General features: G+C 70.3%; 16 protein-coding genes. 2 read left to right on the top strand and 14 right to left on the bottom strand.

Going from position 1 to position 18,297, the window contains the following annotated elements:
* Positions 1–319 precede the first annotated feature (319 nt).
* Entirely contained in the window at positions 320–2,500 is a 2,181-nt protein-coding gene (locus ACH4TV_RS19515) for a primosomal protein N' (protein WP_398399587.1), read from the bottom strand.
* 103 nt (positions 2,501–2,603) lie between these two features.
* Here ACH4TV_RS19515 and ACH4TV_RS19510 point away from each other — a divergent pair, with 103 nt between their 5' ends.
* Positions 2,604–2,897 (top strand): hypothetical protein, encoded by a 294-nt coding sequence (locus tag ACH4TV_RS19510; RefSeq protein WP_398399585.1) that lies wholly within the window; start codon positions 2,604–2,606, stop codon positions 2,895–2,897.
* Positions 2,898–2,965: 68 nt separating this feature from the next.
* Here ACH4TV_RS19510 and metK read toward each other — a convergent pair whose 3' ends face one another.
* The 13 genes from metK to pyrR all read right to left on the bottom strand — a co-directional run bounded on the left by metK (position 2,966) and on the right by pyrR (position 17,369).
* On the bottom strand, positions 2,966–4,174 hold the full coding sequence (gene metK / locus ACH4TV_RS19505; RefSeq protein WP_398399583.1) for a methionine adenosyltransferase: 1,209 nt from the start codon (positions 4,172–4,174) through the stop codon (positions 2,966–2,968).
* Positions 4,175–4,455: 281 nt separating this feature from the next.
* A complete protein-coding gene (gene coaBC / locus ACH4TV_RS19500) occupies positions 4,456–5,658 on the bottom strand; it encodes a bifunctional phosphopantothenoylcysteine decarboxylase/phosphopantothenate--cysteine ligase CoaBC (RefSeq protein ID WP_398399581.1) in 1,203 nt (400 codons plus the stop codon).
* Between the two features lie 129 nt (positions 5,659–5,787).
* Entirely contained in the window at positions 5,788–6,060 is a 273-nt protein-coding gene (gene rpoZ / locus ACH4TV_RS19495) for a DNA-directed RNA polymerase subunit omega (protein WP_006382157.1), read from the bottom strand.
* Between the two features lie 38 nt (positions 6,061–6,098).
* Positions 6,099–6,692, bottom strand: a complete 594-nt coding sequence (gmk, locus tag ACH4TV_RS19490; RefSeq protein WP_398399579.1) for a guanylate kinase — start codon at positions 6,690–6,692, stop codon at positions 6,099–6,101.
* A gap of 36 nt (positions 6,693–6,728) precedes the next feature.
* On the bottom strand, positions 6,729–7,052 hold the full coding sequence (locus tag ACH4TV_RS19485; RefSeq protein ID WP_003977346.1) for an integration host factor: 324 nt from the start codon (positions 7,050–7,052) through the stop codon (positions 6,729–6,731).
* 277 nt (positions 7,053–7,329) lie between these two features.
* The gene (gene pyrF, locus ACH4TV_RS19480) at positions 7,330–8,175 is read right to left on the bottom strand and encodes an orotidine-5'-phosphate decarboxylase (protein WP_398399577.1); all 846 of its coding nucleotides are present in this window, start codon (positions 8,173–8,175) and stop codon (positions 7,330–7,332) included.
* Positions 8,172–9,278, bottom strand: a complete 1,107-nt coding sequence (locus ACH4TV_RS19475) for a quinone-dependent dihydroorotate dehydrogenase (protein WP_398399575.1) — start codon at positions 9,276–9,278, stop codon at positions 8,172–8,174. The genes pyrF and ACH4TV_RS19475 overlap by 4 nt, the downstream gene beginning before the upstream one ends.
* 79 nt (positions 9,279–9,357) lie before the next feature.
* On the bottom strand, positions 9,358–12,666 hold the full coding sequence (carB, locus tag ACH4TV_RS19470; RefSeq protein ID WP_398399573.1) for a carbamoyl-phosphate synthase large subunit: 3,309 nt from the start codon (positions 12,664–12,666) through the stop codon (positions 9,358–9,360).
* Positions 12,659–13,816, bottom strand: coding sequence for a glutamine-hydrolyzing carbamoyl-phosphate synthase small subunit (carA, locus tag ACH4TV_RS19465; protein WP_398399571.1), 1,158 nt, complete (start codon positions 13,814–13,816; stop codon positions 12,659–12,661). The genes carB and carA overlap by 8 nt, the downstream gene beginning before the upstream one ends.
* Positions 13,813–14,412, bottom strand: a complete 600-nt coding sequence (locus tag ACH4TV_RS19460) for a hypothetical protein (protein ID WP_398399569.1) — start codon at positions 14,410–14,412, stop codon at positions 13,813–13,815. Before ACH4TV_RS19460 ends, carA begins: the two co-directional genes overlap by 4 nt.
* Positions 14,409–15,695 carry a dihydroorotase gene (locus ACH4TV_RS19455; RefSeq protein WP_398399567.1) on the bottom strand — a complete coding sequence of 429 codons (1,287 nt, stop codon included), beginning with the start codon at positions 15,693–15,695 and terminating at the stop codon, positions 14,409–14,411. Before ACH4TV_RS19455 ends, ACH4TV_RS19460 begins: the two co-directional genes overlap by 4 nt.
* A gap of 5 nt (positions 15,696–15,700) precedes the next feature.
* Complete coding sequence (locus tag ACH4TV_RS19450; RefSeq protein ID WP_164408620.1) at positions 15,701–16,678, bottom strand: aspartate carbamoyltransferase catalytic subunit; 978 nt, start codon at positions 16,676–16,678, stop codon at positions 15,701–15,703.
* A gap of 100 nt (positions 16,679–16,778) precedes the next feature.
* The gene (pyrR, locus tag ACH4TV_RS19445; RefSeq protein ID WP_398399565.1) at positions 16,779–17,369 is read right to left on the bottom strand and encodes a bifunctional pyr operon transcriptional regulator/uracil phosphoribosyltransferase PyrR; all 591 of its coding nucleotides are present in this window, start codon (positions 17,367–17,369) and stop codon (positions 16,779–16,781) included.
* A gap of 265 nt (positions 17,370–17,634) precedes the next feature.
* Between pyrR and bldD the strand changes: the two genes are divergently transcribed.
* Positions 17,635–18,135 (top strand): transcriptional regulator BldD, encoded by a 501-nt coding sequence (gene bldD / locus ACH4TV_RS19440; protein WP_019059743.1) that lies wholly within the window; start codon positions 17,635–17,637, stop codon positions 18,133–18,135.
* Positions 18,136–18,297 lie beyond the last annotated feature (162 nt).

The following is an 18,297-nucleotide window of genomic DNA, read 5'->3' as shown; positions in this document are numbered from 1 at the left end:
CCGTTCCCCGTTCCCCGCCCCGCCCCGCCCCGCCCCGCCCCGCCCCGCCCCGCCCCGCCCCGAGTCAAGTTCCACCTTCATACCCAGCCCCAACCGCCCCGGGTCCCCGGCCCACCCCGGGCCCAGGACCAGCCCCACCAAGTCCGCGCTTCCCACCTCAGACCCAGTCCCGACCTCCCACCCAGCACCAACCACCTGGTGCCTCGGTGCCACTCGGTCCACTCCCACCAGATCCCCACTCCCCACCTCAGACCCCGGTCCAAGCCCCACCCGATCCCCGACTGCGCCCCGTTCCCAGCCTCCACCGGACGCCCGATCCTCACCCGATGTCCGGAGGATCGATCCGCACCCAGACGCTCTCCTCCCCGCCCCGTCCGGCCCTGGCCATTCGCGCGGCCTGCGCCGCCTTCAGCGCGGCGGCCAGCGCGGCGCCGCTCCCCGGTGGCACCCGGACCAACGCCCGTACCCACTGCTCCCCCGGCGGCGGTGCCCCCGCCCGGCGGGGCCGCCCGGCCGGCGTGACGGGCAGCGGCACCGGCCCCAACACCTCGGCGTCCAGCGGCAGTTCGGCCGCCGCGAGGAACCCGGCGACGGCCTCCGCCGACCCGGCCACCGACGCCATCCGGGACACCGGCGGAAACCCGAGCTCGGCGCGCTCCGCGAGCTCGCGCACCGCGTGTCCGACGGGATCCCACCGCACCAGCGCCTGCACCGGCCGCAGGGTGGGCTCGGCGACCACCACCACCGTCCCTCCGGGTGCCCCCTCCCCCCGTACGCCCTGCCCTCGTACCAGCGCCGCAGCAGCCATCCACCGCCGCAGTGCGTCCTCCCCGGCCCGCAGATCGGGCCGCCCGAGCATGGCCCAGCCGTCGAGCAGCAGGGCAGCCGCGTACCCGCCCTCGGCGACGGGCTCCGCGCCCGGCGTGCTGACGACGAGCGCGGGCGTCCCCGGAACCGTGTCGAGCACATGTTCACGCCCGGACGTCCGCACCGGCACAGCCGGAAACGCCCGCCCCAGCTCCTCGGCCGTCCGCCGCGCACCCACGACCTGCGCCCGCAGCCGGAACCCGCCGCACTCCGGACAGTGCCAGCCGGTCTCCTCCAGCCCGCACCACACGCACCACGGCGCCCCCGCGTCCCGCGCCTCCAACGGCCCGGCACAGTGCCGGCACCGCGCGGGCTCCCGGCACCGGGCACAGGCCATCCGCGGTACGTACCCCCGCCGGGGCACCTGCACCAGCACCGGCCCGTGCCGCAGCCCCTCCCGCGCCACCTGCCAGGCGAGGGACGGCAACCGGGCGGCCCGGGCGGCCTCGTCCCGGGCAAAATCCCCGTCCCCCACGGTCCGCACGAGCGGAGCGGCCCCCCGCACCTGTTCCCGCCCCGCCACCAACGGCCGCGCCCACCCGCTCTCGACCAGCTGGGCGGCCTCCACCGTGCAGCTCCAACTCCCCAGCAAGAAGCCGCACTTGTCCTGCGCGGCCCGCAGCAACAGCACTTCACGCGCATGGGGCTGCGGAGCGTGCGGCTCACTGTGGCTGTCGTCCCCGTCGTCCCAGAGCGCGACAAGCCCCAGATCCCGTACGGGCGCGAACATGGCGGCCCGGGTCCCGACCACCGCCCGGACGGCCCCCCGCCGCACCGCGAGCCACTCCCGGTATCGCTTCTCGGGCCCGGCGTCGGCGGTGAGCACCGCGTGCCGTCCCTTCCCCAGGAGAGCGGTCAGCGCGGCGTCGACCCGTCCGACGGCCCGCCCGTCCGGCACGACGACGAGCGCCCCGCGCCCGGAGGCGAGCGTCGCGCCGACGGCCCGCGCCACCTCCTCGCTCCACTCGGGCCCGGGCAACGCGTTCCACACGGCACGCGGCGCCCCCCCGGAGGCCAGCGCCTCAAGAAACGCGCCCCCTCGCTCGTACCGCGCCCAGGTCCCCGCGTCAGGCACCCCTGGCGCGGGGAGGGCAGCCGCCGAGGACGCCTTCTCGGCCCGGGCGTTCCGCGGCGGTACGGCCAGTTGCAGCACATCGGCAAGGCTGCCCGCGTACCGGTCGGCAACGGCCCGGGCCAGCGACAGCAGGTCCTCGCTCAGCACGACCTCGGGCGACACGACCTGCGCCAGCGCGGCCAGCGGCCCCGAGTAGTCGGACTCGGCGAGCCGCTCGACAAGGAACCCGTCGATGAGCCCCCCACCCTCACGCCGCCCGTCCCGCACGCGATGCCGCCCGGCCCCGAACCGGACCCGCACCCGAACCCCGGGCTGCGCGTCGGCATCCAGCTCCGCGGGCACGGCATAGTCGAAGTACCGGTCAAGATGCAGCACGCCTTTGTCGACCAGCACCCGCGCGACGGACAACTCCTTGGCCAGCGCAGCCCCCCGCCAGGTCCGCGGCTTGGCCCGCGGCTCCTTGGCCTGCCGCACACTCTCCCGAATCAACGCGAGCTGCTCGGGCGGCACCCCGTCGGCACCCCCGCTCCCCCGCTCCTGCCCGTTCTCGCTGCTCACGCTTGCATTTTTACCAAACGCCACTGACAACGGGCGGCGGCGAGTCTCCACCGAAGCAACCGCACCGTACGCACCGGGAGATCATCACCGGACGGACGCGGCCGTGGAGATCCTGGTCGACGCGTCCGACGCCCGGTATCCCGTCCTCAGCCGCATCTACTCGGACGCATGCAGGGCCATTTCACGTGAGTTCGCCGCACGCCTCATGGAGTCGATCAACAAGGCGCAGAGCGCACTCATCGCCGACCAGGTCGCGATGGCGATCGCTTCCAGGGACGCCGTGACTGCCGAGGAGAGACGTCGCCGGTTCGGCGGCCGACCCGTACCACCGCACACGAACGGGGCCGGGCCTACTCCGCCGGAAAGCAACGCCCCCGCCGACGAACCCACCACCTGACACGCCAAGGACCGGTGCCCCTGAGGGGCACCGGGCCTCGCACACCTACTGAAAAGCGATCCGGACCCTTACAGCCCCACAGCCTTCCGCAGCGCCTCCACCCGGTCCGTCCGCTCCCACGTGAAGTCGGGCAGCTCGCGACCGAAGTGGCCGTACGCGGCCGTCTGGGCGTAGATCGGGCGGAGCAGGTCGAGGTCGCGGATGATCGCGGCCGGGCGGAGGTCGAAGACCGTCGTGATCGCGGCCTCGATCTTCTCCGGGTCGACCTTGTGGGTGCCGAAGGTCTCCACGAACAGGCCCACCGGCTCGGCCTTGCCGATCGCGTACGCGACCTGGACCTCGCAGCGCGAGGCCAGACCCGCGGCGACGACGTTCTTCGCGACCCAGCGCATCGCGTACGCCGCCGAGCGGTCCACCTTGGACGGGTCCTTGCCCGAGAAGGCGCCGCCGCCGTGGCGGGCCATGCCGCCGTACGTGTCGATGATGATCTTGCGGCCGGTGAGGCCGGCGTCGCCCATCGGGCCGCCGATCTCGAAGCGGCCGGTGGGGTTGACCAGGAGGCGGTAGCCCTCGGTCTCCAGCTTGATGCCGTCGTCGAGGAGGGCCTTCAGCTCGACCTCCACCACGAACTCGCGGATGTCGGGGGCGAGGAGGGAGTCCAGGTCGATGTCGCTCGCGTGCTGCGAGGAGACGACGACGGTGTCCAGGCGGACCGCCTTGTCGCCGTCGTACTCGATGGTGACCTGGGTCTTGCCGTCGGGGCGCAGGTACGGGATCGTCCCGTTCTTGCGGACCTCGGACAGGCGCTTCGAGAGACGGTGCGCGAGGTGGATCGGGAGCGGCATCAGCTCCGGGGTCTCGTCCGTCGCGTAGCCGAACATCAGGCCCTGGTCGCCGGCGCCCTGCTTGTCGAGTTCGTCCTCATCACCCTCGACGCGCTGCTCGTACGCCGTGTCCACGCCCTGCGCGATGTCCGGCGACTGCGAGCCGATCGACACCGACACGCCGCAGGAGGCGCCGTCGAAGCCCTTCTTCGAGGAGTCGTAGCCGATCTCCAGGATCTTGTCGCGCACCAGTTGCGGGATGGGCGCGTAGGCCTTGGTGGTGACCTCGCCGGCCACATGCACCAGGCCGGTGGTGATCAGCGTCTCGACAGCGACGCGGGACGTGGGGTCTTCGCGCAGAAGCGCGTCGAGAATCGTGTCGCTGATCTGGTCAGCGATCTTGTCGGGGTGACCTTCGGTCACTGACTCCGAGGTGAAAAGGCGACGGGACACAACGCTCCCTGAGGTTGCAGCGGCTGCTGGCTGATCATTGGCGGACGGGTCGGGAGCTGCGCCCGGCGTCGTCCGAGGACAGTTTATCGGTCGCACCCGGTCATCGGCCCCTCCGTCTCGCCTCTCGGAAGCGCTGTGACCTGCGGCACGGGCATTCTGTCCAATACCGAGCGGTGTACGCCAGGGTCGCCACGCCCCGAAGTACGAGGTGGGAGGGGGCAGGAGGGGTCATAGGGGACAGCAAGGATCAGTCACGAGGGATCTGCGCGCGAATGAACCATTCAGTCCAGGCGACCGGCAACCAGATCCCACACGATCTCGGCCAGCGCCTCCTTCGGACCATGCGGCACAAGGGTTTCGCTGCCGTCGGCGCCCAGCACGACGGCCTCGTTCTCCTCCGAACCGAAGGTCCGCCGCTCCCCCACCTCATTGACCACCAGCAGGTCGCATCCCTTGCGCCGCAGCTTCGTACGGCCGTTCGCGAGGACGTCGTCCGTCTCGGCGGCGAAGCCGACGACCACCTGGCCGGCGCGGGCGCGGTCGGTCGAGATCTCCGCGAGAATGTCTGGATTCCGGACCAGGGTGACGGGTTCCGGGTCCTTCCCGTCCTTCTTCTTGATCTTTCCGGCCGCGTAGGCCGCCGGGCGGAAGTCCGCGACCGCCGCGGCCATCACCACGGCGTCGGCGTCCGCGACCGCCTTCAGTACGGCCTCGCGCAGTTGGACGGCCGTCCCCACGGGGACGACGTCCACGCCCGCAGGGTCCGGCATTCCGGTGTTCGCCGCGATGAGGGTGACCCGGGCGCCCCGCGCGGCGGCCGTACGGGCGAGTGCGTAGCCCTGCTTGCCGGATGAGCGGTTGCCGAGGAAGCGGACGGGGTCGAGGGGTTCGCGGGTGCCGCCGGCGCTGACGACGACGTGCCGGCCGACGAGGTCGGGTTCTCGCACGCCCCGGGCCAGCACCCGGCGGCAGACCTCGAAGATCGCGGCCGGGTCGGGCAGGCGCCCCTTGCCGGTGTCGACGCCGGTGAGGCGCCCCACGGCCGGTTCGATGACGAGGGCGCCCCGGCGGCGCAGTGTCGCCACGTTCTCCTGGGTGGCCGGGTGCTCCCACATCTCCGTGTGCATGGCGGGGGCGAAGACGACCGGACACCGGGCGGTGAGGAGTGTGTTCGTCAGCAGGTCGTCGGCCAGGCCGTGGGCCGCCTTCGCGAGCGTGTCGGCCGTCGCCGGGGCCACGATCACCAGGTCCGCCTGCTGGCCGATGCGGACGTGCGGGACCTCGTGGACGTCGTCCCAGACCTCCGTCGAGACGGGGTGGCCGGAGAGCGCGGACCAGGTGGCGGCGCCGACGAAGTGCAAAGCCGAGGCGGTGGGGACGACCCGGACGTCATGGCCCGACTCCGTCAGTCTCCGCAGCAGCTCACAGGCCTTGTACGCGGCGATACCGCCACTGACCCCCAGTACGACCTTCGGCTTGCCCACCGGGCCTCCCCTGACTCGATACGCGGAACGCGCACGCCACGGCTCACCGGCGTACGGGTCTATGACACACCACAGGCCCGACAGCTGCGCTGCCGGGCCTGTGGATAAGTCAACCGAAAGTTGAAAATACTACTGCGCGGGACCCTCAACGGCCTCGGACGTCAGCAGACCCGCGTTGATCTCACGCAGGGCGATCGAGAGCGGCTTCTCGTGGACGTGGGTGTCGACCAGCGGACCGACGTACTCAAGGAGGCCCTCGCCGAGCTGCGAGTAGTACGCGTTGATCTGGCGGGCACGCTTGGCCGCGTAGATCACCAGGCTGTACTTCGAGTCGGTGGCTTCGAGGAGCTCGTCGATCGGAGGGTTGATGATGCCCTCGGGCGTGGAGATGGAAGAGGACACGCTCTGCCTTCCGAAAGGTGGGATGGGATCGAAAACGATCACACAACTTCCATCAAGGCTAGCAGCTCGCGCGCTACATCCTCGACGGAGGTGTTGACCAGGGTCTCGTCGAACTCCGGCTCGGCAGCCAGTTCGATCTTGGCCGCCTCAAGGCGGCGCTCGATCACCTCGGGCGGTTCGGTGCCCCGCCCGGTCAGTCTGCGCACCAGCTCCTCCCAGGAGGGAGGAGCCAGGAACACCAGCAGGGCGTCCGACAGGGACTCACGGACCTGTCGGGCGCCCTGGAGGTCGATCTCCAGGAGGACCGGTTCACCGGACTCCAGCCGCTCCAGCACAGCCGCACGCGGTGTGCCGTAGCGGTTGCCGGCGAATTCGGCCCACTCCAGAAGCTCGCCGTTGGCGATCAGCTTGTCCATCTCCTCGTCGGTGACGAAGAAGTAGTGGACGCTGTGCTTCTCGCCGGGGCGTGGCTTGCGGGTCGTCGCCGACACCGAGAGCCAGACCTCGGGGTGTGCCTTGCGCATATGGGCGACGACCGTGCTCTTGCCGACCCCTGAGGGGCCGGAGAGCACGGTCAGTCGCGGACGTACGTCCGGGGGCTCGGGGGTCGTCCCCCGGAATGTTGCAGCCATGCGGCGATTATTCCAGGAATCCCGGGGTGCCAGGACTCAGGAGCCGGTGCTGCCGAACTCGCGCTCCAGGGAGGCGATCTGGTTGGACCCGAGGCCACGCACCCGGCGGCTCTCGGAGATACCGAGTCGCTCCATGATCTGCTTGGCGCGGACCTTGCCCACGCCAGGCAGCGATTCAAGCAGGGCGGAGACCTTCATCTTGCCGATGACGTCGTTCTCCTGGCCCTGCTTGATGACCTCGTGAAGGGAGGCGCCGGAGTGCTTGAGTCGATTCTTGACCTCGGCCCGCTCCCGGCGAGCCGCGGCGGCCTTTTCGAGCGCGGCTGCGCGCTGTTCAGGGGTAAGGGGCGGAAGAGCCACGCCTACGTCACCTCGGATGTCGAACTGTCGGATACGGACCGGTGAGGAACTGATCGCCCCACACCTGGTGAGCTACGAGCAAACACTCTTGCTCGTTGACTCTCGTCGGAGACTAGCGGCCAAGTCCGCCAGAGTCAGCGAGAACAGCGGAAAAGTCCTGGTCAGCCTTCGCCAGGTCGGATATTTCGGGCATATTGCCCCGGATTTGAGAATGTATTCAGGCTCAACGCGGCCTGAAGTCACTCATCGGAGGACTCCGCCGACCTGTGCGAACACCTCAGGCGGCCGCGACAGCGGCGCGAATCTCGTCCGCGAAGCGGTCCGAGGCGTCGCGCAGCGCGGCCGGATCCGGACCGTGACGTAGAACACCTCGGCTGATGTTCGGAACCACGTTGCGCAGGGCAGCCCCGAACACGCCGGGAAGATCGGCCGGAGACGCCCCCTGGGCACCGACTCCGGGCGCGAGAAGAGGTCCGTTGATGTCGAGGTCGTAGGACGAGAGGTCGCCGAGCGTGGCGCCGACGACCGCGCCGAAGGAACCCATGGGCCGCTCCCCCGCGTTCTCCGCTGCGAGGTACGCCAGCATGGTCGCGCCGACGTTCAGACCGTCCTCGCGGACGGCGTGCTGCACCTGGCCGCCCTCGGGGTTGGACGTCAGCGCCAGCACGAACAGTCCCGCGCCGCTCTCGCGCGCGAGGTCGACGGCCGGCTTCAGCGAGCCGTAGCCGAGATACGGCGAGACGGTGAGCGCGTCCGAGAACAGCGGCGCGCCCTTCTCCAGGAAGGCGGCGGCGTACGCGGCCATGGTGGAGCCGATGTCACCGCGCTTGGCGTCCATCACGACCAGCGCGCCGGCCTCCCGCGCCTCCTGGACCGTCTTCTCCAGCACGGCGACCCCGCGCGACCCGAACCGCTCGAAGAAGGCGCTCTGCGGCTTGACCACCGCGACCCGCCCGGCCAGCGCCTCGACGACGGTGCGGCTGAACCGCTCCAGGCCGGCGACGTCGTCGTTCAGCCCCCAGTCGTGGAGCAGCGAGGCATGCGGGTCGATGCCTACACAGAGCGGGCCACGCTCGTCCATGGCGCGGCGCAGGCGGGCGCCGAAGGGGTCCAGGACAGTCATCGCGTCTTCCTTACGTCGGCGCCGACCGCGTCGGCGAGCGTGGCGTACGGGCTCGTACGGAGGCGGGCGGCGAGCCCCTTGTGGATGGCCCGGCCCCAGAACGGGCCCTCGTAGACGAAGGCGCTGTAGCCCTGTACGAGGGTGGCACCGGCGAGGATGCGCTGCCAGGCGTCCTCGGCGTTCTCGACGCCGCCGACGCCCACCAGGGTGATCCGGTCGCCCACGCGCGCGTAGAGGCGCCGCAGGACCTCCAGGGAGCGTGTCTTCAGGGGTGCGCCGGAGAGGCCGCCGGTCTCCTTCACCAGGGTGGGCTCGGAGGTCAGACCGAGTCCCTCGCGCGCGATGGTGGTGTTCGTGGCGATGATCCCGTCCAGGCCCAGTTCGACGGCGAGGTCGGCGACGGCGTCCACGTCCTCGTCGGCGAGGTCGGGCGCGATCTTCACCAGCAGCGGGACCCGGCGCGAGGTCACCGTACGGTCGGCGGCCTCGCGGACGGCGCTCAGCAGCGGGCGCAGCGCCTCGGTGGCCTGGAGGTTGCGCAGGCCGGGCGTGTTGGGCGAGCTGACGTTGACGACGAGGTAGTCGGCGTACGCCGCCAGTCGCTCGGTCGACTTCACGTAGTCGGCGACGGCCTCGTCCTCGGGGACGGCCTTGGTCTTGCCGATGTTGACGCCGACGACGGTCCTGAAGACCGCCTCACGGCTCGCCAGACGGGCCGCCACGGCCAGCGAACCCTCGTTGTTGAACCCCATGCGGTTGATGAGCGCCCGGTCCGGCACAAGGCGGAACAGCCGCTTCTTGGGGTTGCCTGGCTGCGCCTCCCCCGTGACCGTGCCGATCTCGACGTGGTCGAAGCCGAGCATCGACATCCCGTCGATCGCGACCGCGTTCTTGTCGAAGCCGGCCGCGAGCCCGAAGGGCCCGTGCATCCGCAGTCCGAAGGCCTCGGTGCGCAGTTCCTCGTACCGCGGTGCGAGGGCGGCGGCGACGAAGGTGCGCAGCACGGGGACGCGGACGGCGAGGCGGATCCAGCGGAAGGCGAGGTGGTGGGCCTCTTCGGGATCCATCCGCTTGAAGACCAGTCGGAAGAAAAGCTTGTACATGGTGTGTGTCCTCGCTACGGCCTCGCGGTGAGGCCTCATGAAGAGGGGGACACCGTTTCCGGTGTCCCCCTCCTGGCTGCTAGTCGCGGGCCGCGGTCAGATGTTCGGCGTGTTCCTGGAGTGAACGCACGCCCACGTCACCGTGGTTGAGGGCGTCGATGCCCTGGACGGCCGCTGCGAGCGCCTGGACGGTCGTGAGGCACGGTACGGACCGCGCCACGGCCGCCGTACGGATCTCGTAGCCGTCGAGGCGGCCTCCGGTGCCGTACGGGGTGTTGACGATGAGGTCGACCTCGCCGTCATGGATGAGCTGGACGATGGTCTTCTCACCGTTGGGACCGGGGCCCTCGGACTGCTTTCGGACGATCTTCGCGTTGAGGCCGTTGCGCTTGAGGACCTCGGCCGTGCCGGAGGTGGCGAGCAGCTCGAAGCCGTGGGCGACCAGTTCGCGCGCCGGGAAGATCATCGAACGCTTGTCCCGGTTGGCGACCGAGATGAACGCGCGCCCCTTCGTCGGCAGCGGGCCGTACGCCCCGGCCTGCGACTTGGCGTACGCCGTACCGAAGGCGGAGTCGATGCCCATGACCTCGCCGGTGGACCGCATCTCCGGGCCGAGCACGGTGTCGACGCCACGCCCGGAGGTGTCGCGGAAGCGGTTCCAGGGCATGACGGCCTCCTTGACGGAGATCGGCGCGTCCAGCGGCAGTTCGCCGCCGTCACCGGTTGCCGGAAGCAGTCCCTCGGCCCGCAGTTCGGCGACGGTCGCGCCGAGCGAGATCCGGGCGGCGGCCTTCGCGAGCGGCACCGCGGTCGCCTTCGACGTGAAGGGGACCGTACGGGACGCGCGCGGGTTGGCCTCCAGCACGTAGAGGATGTCGCCGGCCATGGCGAACTGGATGTTGATCAGGCCGCGCACCCCGACACCCTTGGCGATGGCCTCGGTCGAGGCCCGCAGCCGCTTGATGTCGAAGCCGCCCAGCGTGATCGGGGGCAGCGCGCACGCCGAGTCGCCGGAGTGGATGCCGGCCTCCTCGATGTGCTCCATGACACCGCCGAGGTACAGCTCCTCGCCGTCGTACAGGGCGTCGACGTCGATCTCGATGGCGTCGTCGAGGAAGCGGTCGACCAGGACGGGCCGGGAGGGGCTGATCTCGGTCGACTCGGCGATGTAGGACGACAGCCGGGTCTCGTCGTAGACGATCTCCATGCCGCGCCCGCCGAGGACGTACGACGGCCGTACGAGGACCGGATAGCCGATCTCGTCCGCGATGGCCTTGGCCTCGGCGAAGGTGGTCGCCGTGCCGTGCTTGGGAGCCGGGAGGCCCGCCTCAGCCAGGACCCGGCCGAAGGCGCCCCGGTCCTCGGCCGCGTGGATGGCCTCGGGCGGGGTGCCCACGACCGGTACGCCGTTGTCCTTGAGGGCCTGGGCGAGGCCCAGCGGGGTCTGACCGCCGAGCTGCACGATCACGCCCGCGATCGGGCCGGCCAGCGACTCCGCGTGGACGATCTCCAGCACGTCTTCGAGCGTGAGCGGCTCGAAGTACAGGCGGTCGGAGGTGTCGTAGTCCGTGGAGACGGTCTCCGGGTTGCAGTTGACCATCACGGTCTCGTAGCCCGCGTCGCTCAGCGCGAAGGAGGCGTGGACGCACGAGTAGTCGAACTCGATGCCCTGGCCGATGCGGTTGGGGCCGGAGCCGAGGATGATGACGGCCGGCTTCTCGCGGCTCGCCACCTCGGTCTCCTCGTCGTACGAGGAGTAGAAGTACGGCGTCTTGGCCGCGAACTCGGCGGCGCAGGTGTCGACCGTCTTGTACACCGGGCGCACGCCCAGCGCGTGCCGCACCTCGCGTACGACGTCCTCGCGCAGCCCGCGGATCTCGCCGATCTGCTGGTCGGAGAAGCCGTGCCGCTTGGCCTCGGCCAGGAGTTCGGGGTTCAGACGCTCCGCCGCGGCCAGTTCGTCCGCGATCTCCTTGATCAGGAACAGCTGGTCGACGAACCACGGGTCGATCTTCGTGGCCTCGAAGACCTCCTCGGGCGTGGCGCCCGCGCGGACGGCCTGCATGACGGTGTTGATGCGCCCGTCGGTCGGCCGCACGGACTCGGCCAGCAGCTCCGCCTTGTCGCCGGGCTCGCCGACGAACGTGAACTGGCTGCCCTTCTTCTCCAGCGACCGCAGCGCCTTCTGGAGGGCCTCGGTGAAGTTGCGGCCGATGGCCATGGCCTCGCCGACCGACTTCATGGTCGTGGTGAGGGTGGAGTCGGCGCTCGGGAACTTCTCGAAGGCGAACCGCGGGGCCTTCACGACGACGTAGTCGAGCGTCGGTTCGAAGGAGGCGGGGGTCTTCTCCGTGATGTCGTTCGGGATCTCGTCGAGGGTGTAGCCGACGGCCAGCTTGGCGGCGATCTTGGCGATCGGGAAGCCGGTCGCCTTCGACGCGAGGGCCGAGGACCGTGACACGCGCGGGTTCATCTCGATGACGATGATGCGGCCGTCGTCCGGGTTGACCGCGAACTGGATGTTGCAGCCGCCGGTGTCGACACCGACCTCACGGATGATCGCGATGCCGATGTCGCGAAGGCGCTGGTACTCGCGGTCGGTCAGCGTCATCGAGGGCGCCACAGTGATCGAGTCGCCGGTGTGCACACCCATGGGGTCGAAGTTCTCGATGGAGCAGACGACAACTACGTTGTCGTTCTTGTCGCGCATCAGCTCCAGCTCGTACTCCTTCCAGCCGAGGATGGACTCCTCCAGGAGCACCTCGGTGGTGGGAGACAGGGTCAGGCCCTGGCCGGCGATGCGGCGCAGCTCCTCCTCGTCGTGCGCGAAGCCGGAACCGGCGCCGCCCATGGTGAAGGAGGGCCGGACGACGACGGGGTAGCCGCCGAGCGTCTCGACGCCCCCGATCACGTCGTCCATGGTGTGGCAGATGACCGAACGGGCGGACTCACCGTGCCCGATCTTGGCGCGGACGGCCTCGACGACACCCTTGAAGAGGTCCCGGTCCTCGCCCTTGTTGATCGCCTCGACATTGGCGCCGATCAGCTCGACACCATACTTCTCCAGCACACCCTGCTCGTGCATGGAGATCGCGGTGTTGAGGGCGGTCTGGCCACCGAGCGTCGGCAGCAGGGCGTCCGGCCGCTCCTTGGCGATGATCTTCTCGACGAACTCCGGGGTGATCGGCTCGACGTACGTGGCGTCGGCGATCTCCGGGTCGGTCATGATCGTCGCCGGGTTGGAGTTGACCAGGATGACCCGGATGCCCTCGGCGCGCAGGATGCGGCACGCCTGGGTGCCGGAGTAGTCGAACTCGGCGGCCTGGCCGATGACGATCGGGCCGGAGCCGATGACCAGGACGGACTGGATATCGGTGCGCTTAGGCACGCTGGCCCTCCATCTGGACGGTGCTCATCAACGACGTGAAGCGGTCGAACAGGTAGGCGGCGTCGTGCGGGCCCGCAGCCGCTTCGGGGTGGTACTGGACACTGAACGCGGGCCGGTCGAGCAGCTGGAGCCCTTCCACGACCTGGTCGTTCAGACAGACATGCGAGACCTCCGCGCGCCCGAACGGCGTCTCGGAGACCCGGTCGAGCGGCGCGTCCACGGCGAAGCCGTGGTTGTGGGCGGTGACCTCGACCTTGCCGGTCGTACGGTCCTGCACGGGCTGGTTGATGCCCCGGTGGCCGTACTTCAGCTTGTAGGTGCCGAAGCCGAGCGCACGGCCCAGGATCTGGTTGCCGAAGCAGATGCCGAAGAGCGGCGTACCGCGCTCCAGGACCGCCCGCATCACGGCGACGGGGTGGTCGGCGGTGGCCGGGTCGCCCGGCCCGTTGGAGAAGAACACCCCGTCGGGGTTCACGGCGTACACATCCTCCACGGTCGCCGTCGCGGGCAGCACATGCACCTCGATGCCGCGCTCGGCCATCCGGTGCGGGGTCATGCCCTTGATGCCGAGGTCGACGGCGGCGACGGTGAACTTCTTCTCACCGATCGCGGGGACGACGTACGCCTCCTTGGTGGCGACCTCCGCCGAGAGGTCGGCGCCCGCCATCTCGGGGGCCTGGCGCACCTCGGTGAGCATCGTGCCTTCGTCGGGCAAGGCGTTGCCGGAGAAGATGCCGACGCGCATGGCACCGCGCTCGCGCAGATGGCGCGTCAACGCGCGCGTGTCGATGCCGGAGATGCCGACCACGCCCTGCTTGCGCAGTTCCTCGTCCAGGGAGCGCCGGGAGCGCCAGTTGGAGGGCACGCGCGCGGGGTCCCGCACGACATAGCCCGCGACCCAGATCCGCTGCGATTCGGGGTCCTCGTCGTTGACGCCGGTGTTGCCGATGTGCGGGGCGGTCATCACCACCACCTGACGGTGGTACGACGGGTCGGTGAGGGTCTCCTGGTAGCCGGTCATGCCGGTGGAGAAGACGGCTTCCCCGAAGGTCACCCCCACGGCCCCGTAGGCACGGCCGCGGAAGACCCGGCCGTCCTCCAGGACGAGTACGGCGGGAACCTTGGTGGTCCCCCTTGTGGAGGTCGTCATCGTGCGCCTTCCGTTTCCGGCTTGTTGTTTTCCGTTGTGTCGATCAGCTGGGTCAGGGTCTCGACCCACTGGTTGTGCTCGGCCGCCGTGTCGGAGCGGAACCCCGAGTCGATCAGCCGGTCGCCGTGCGCCCAGGTGACGATCAGCAGGCCGCCCTCCGTGAGGACCTTGCCCGCGATGCCCTTGTCGAGCCGGGCCTCGCGCAGCGCCGCCAGCGGGACGAAGAAGTCGGCCGCCCCGGGGCGTACGACGTCCAGTCCCGCGTCCGTCAGAGTCAGCTCGACCCGGCTGCGGGTGCCCAGGCCGTGCGCGACGATGCGGTCCAGCCACTGCCCCGCGGTGGTGGAGCCGTGGTAGCGCCCGCTCATCGACAACACAGTCAGTCTCGCCTCGCCGGGCCCGTCCGGCGCGACGGGGAGCTCGGGCAGGTCGCCCTGGAGCGTGCCGCGCCACTTCCAGCCCTCGCGCATCAGCCAGTAGATGAGCGCGACGAAGAGCGCGAGCCCGACCAGCCAGCCCACCCGGGCGGCCCAGTCCGTCACCTCGGCCGACTTCTGTTCGGCGGCGATGTACGTCAGTTGCGGCAGTGATGTCACGCGAGCTTCCCGTCGACGAGCGTGGCCTTGCCCCGGAGCCACGTGTGCGTGACACGGCCCGGCAGCTCACGGCCCTCGTACGGGGTGTTGCGGCTGCGGGAGGCGAAGCCCGCGGGGTCCACGGACCCACGGTATGCCGTGTCGACGAGCGTGAGGTTGGCGGGCTCACCTGCCGAGACGGGGCGTCCGTGGCCCGTCGCCCGCCCGATGCGCGCGGGGGCGAAGGACATACGGTCGGCGACGGTCGCCCAGTCCAGCAGTCCGGTGTCCACCATCGTCTCCTGGACCACTGACAACGCGGTCTCCAGGCCGACCATGCCCATGGCGGCGGCGGCCCACTCGCAGTCCTTGTCCTCGTGCGGGTGCGGGGCGTGGTCGGTGGCGACGATGTCGATCGTGCCGTCGGCGAGTGCCTCGCGCAGGGCCAGCACATCCCGCTCGGTGCGCAGCGGCGGGTTCACCTTGTAGACCGGGTTGTACGTCCGGACCAGCTCGTCGGTGAGGAGGAGGTGGTGCGGGGTCACCTCGGCGGTGACGTCGATGCCCCGGGACTTGGCCCAGCGGACGATCTCGACGGACCCGGCGGTCGACAGGTGGCAGATGTGGACGCGGGACCCGACGTGCTCGGCGAGCAGCACATCGCGCGCGATGACCGACTCCTCGGCGACCGCGGGCCACCCCCCGAGCCCCAGCTCCGCCGAGACGACGCCCTCGTTCATCTGGGCGCCCTCGGTCAGCCGCGGCTCCTGCGCGTGCTGGGCGACGACCCCGCCGAAGGCCTTCACGTACTCCAGCGCGCGCCGCATGATCACGGCGTCGTCGACGCACTTGCCGTCGTCGGAGAAGACGGTGACACCGGCCGCCGACTCGTGCATGGCGCCCAGCTCGGCGAGCTTCTTGCCCTCCAGACCGACCGTCACCGCACCAATGGGCTGCACATCGCAGTAGCCGTGCTCCTGCCCGAGCCGGTAGACCTGCTCGACCACACCGGCGGTGTCGGCGACCGGGAAGGTGTTGGCCATGGCGAACACGGCCGTGAAACCGCCGCTCGCCGCCGCCCGGGTCCCGGTCAGCACGGTCTCGGAGTCCTCGCGCCCCGGCTCCCGCAGATGCGTGTGCAGGTCGACGAGGCCCGGCAGCAGCACCTTTCCGTCGGCCTCGACGATTTCAGCGCCCTCGGCGGACAGACCGGCGCCGACGGCGGCGATGGTCCCGCCGTCGATCAGCACGTCCTGCGACTCGCCGCCGAGCACCCGCGCACCACGAATAAGGATCTTGCTCATGTGTCTTACTTCTCCTCGGTACGGGTGTGGGTGACGGCGGGTTCGTTGCCGCCGAGCAGCAGATAGAGCACGGCCATCCGGATGGAGACCCCATTGGTGACCTGCTCGATGGCGGTGCAGCGCTCAGAGTCGGCGACCTCCGCGGTGATCTCCATACCGCGGACCATCGGCCCGGGGTGCATCACGATGGCGTGCTCCGGCATTCGCGCCATACGGTCACCGTCGAGGCCGTAGCGCCGCGAGTACTCGCGCTCGGTCGGGAAGAACGCCGCGTTCATGCGCTCCCGCTGCACGCGCAGCAGCATCACCGCGTCGGACTTCGGAAGGGTGCTGTCCAGGTCGTACGAGACCTCGCAGGGCCAGCTCTCGACGCCGACCGGCACGAGGGTCGGCGGGGCGACGAGCGTGACTTCCGCGCCGAGGGTGTGCAGCAGGTCGACGTTGGAGCGGGCGACCCGGCTGTGCAGGATGTCGCCGACCAGGGTGATCCGCTTGCCTGCGAGGTCCTGGCCGATGCCCGCGTCCCGGCCGACCAGTCGGCGCCGCATGGTGAAGGCGTCCAGCAGGGCCTGCGTCGGGTGCTGGTGCGTCCCGTCACCGGCGTTGATGACGACCGCGTCGATCCAGCCGGAGGTGGCGAGCCGGTACGGGGCCCCGGAGGCGCCGTGCCGGATGACGACCGCGTCGACGCCCATGGCCTCCAGGGTCTGGGCGGTGTCCTTCAGGGACTCGCCCTTGGAGACGCTCGACCCCTTGGCGGTGAAGTTGATGACGTCCGCGGAGAGGCGCTTCTCGGCGGCCTCGAAGGAGATCCGGGTCCGCGTCGAGTCCTCGAAGAAGAGATTGACGACAGTACGGCCGCGCAGGGTCGGCAGTTTCTTGATCGGCCGGTCGGCGACCCGGGCCATCTCCTCGGCGGTGTCGAGGATCAGGACGGCGTCGTCGCGGGTGAGGTCGGCGGCCGAGATGAGATGACGCTGCATCTTTCAGGCTCCGTAAGGAAGTTCAGGGCACGAGAACAGGAGAATTCGGGCAGGCGGGGACGCAGGAGCAGGGCGCACGAAAGGGACGTACGCCCGCGTGCTACTTCTGCGCGCCCGGAGCGGTCTGCTTCACACCGAGGAGCACGGTGTCCCGACCGTCCTCCTCGGCGAGCTGGACCTTGACCGTCTCCCGCAGCGACGTGGGGAGGTTCTTGCCGACGTAGTCGGCGCGGATGGGCAGTTCGCGGTGACCGCGGTCGACGAGGACCGCGAGCTGCACCGCGCGGGGGCGCCCGAGGTCGTTCAGGGCGTCGAGGGCGGCGCGGATGGTGCGGCCGGAGAAGAGCACGTCGTCGACGAGGACGACCAGTCTGCCGTCGAGGCCGTCACCCGGGATGTCGGTGCGGGCCAGCGCACGCGGCGGGTGCATACGCAGGTCGTCGCGGTACATGGTGATGTCGAGCGAGCCGACCGGGATCTTGCGATCGGTGATCTCCGCCAGCTTGGCGGCGAGCCGCTGGGCGAGGAAGACGCCCCGGGTCGGAATGCCGAGGAGCACCACGTCGTCGGCGCCCTTGGCGCGTTCGACGATCTCGTGGGCGATGCGGGTCAGCACCCGCGCGATGTCGGGGGCTTCCAGAACGGGCCGTGCGCCGGCCTCGTACTGCTGCTTGTCGTGCTCTGAGTCCATAGGAAACGGACCTCCTTCTCCGCCTCACAGGACGGATCATTAAAGGACGTCGGAATTGCGCCATCCACGGTACCAGTACATGCAACGCGCCTGATCACCCCAGTGGCGCCATGCGTCACCCGTGTGCCGTAACCGCATGTCGACTCCGGTGGAGGAGCCGGGCCGCACCGTTCGGCTTGACGGGGAAGAGTAACGCTGCGTAACCTCACAGTGAGTCACCAGCCGCGCGGCTCGTCCGCACGTCGACACTGTGTCCGGGAGCTATATGTCCAGCGAATACGCCAAACAGCTCGGGGCCAAGCTCCGGGCGATCCGCACCCAGCAGGGCCTTTCCCTCCACGGTGTCGAGGAGAAGTCCCAGGGACGCTGGAAGGCGGTCGTGGTCGGTTCGTACGAGCGCGGCGATCGTGCCGTGACCGTACAGCGCCTCGCCGAGCTGGCGGATTTCTACGGGGTTCCGGTGCAGGAGCTGCTGCCGGGCACCACGCCGGGCGGGGCCGCCGAGCCGCCGCCGAAGCTCGTCCTCGACCTTGAGCGGCTGGCCCATGTGCCGGCCGAGAAGGCGGGCCCCCTCCAGCGCTATGCCGCGACGATCCAGTCCCAGCGCGGCGACTACAACGGCAAGGTGCTGTCGATCCGCCAGGACGACCTGCGCACTCTCGCCGTCATCTACGACCAGTCGCCCTCGGTCCTGACCGAACAGCTGATCAGCTGGGGCGTCCTGGACGCGGACGCGCGCCGCGCCGTCTCCCACGAGGAGAACTGAGCCCGACGGCCTCCGGCCGTTGAGCAGAAACGTGCCGCCGGGGTGGCCGGAACCTGTTGGTTCCGGCCACCCCGCCGGGGGTTGTGCCGGGTGAGGGGGCGCCCCCGGCCCCCCCCGGGCCCAATCTCCCCAGCCCCCCCCCAGGCCCCCCCCAACACCCCC

Origin of the sequence: Streptomyces sp. NPDC020898 (assembly GCF_044333925.1) — a bacterium.
Taxonomy (GTDB): Bacteria; Actinomycetota; Actinomycetes; order Streptomycetales; family Streptomycetaceae; genus Streptomyces.
This window is presented reverse-complemented; position numbering and strand designations above follow the sequence as displayed.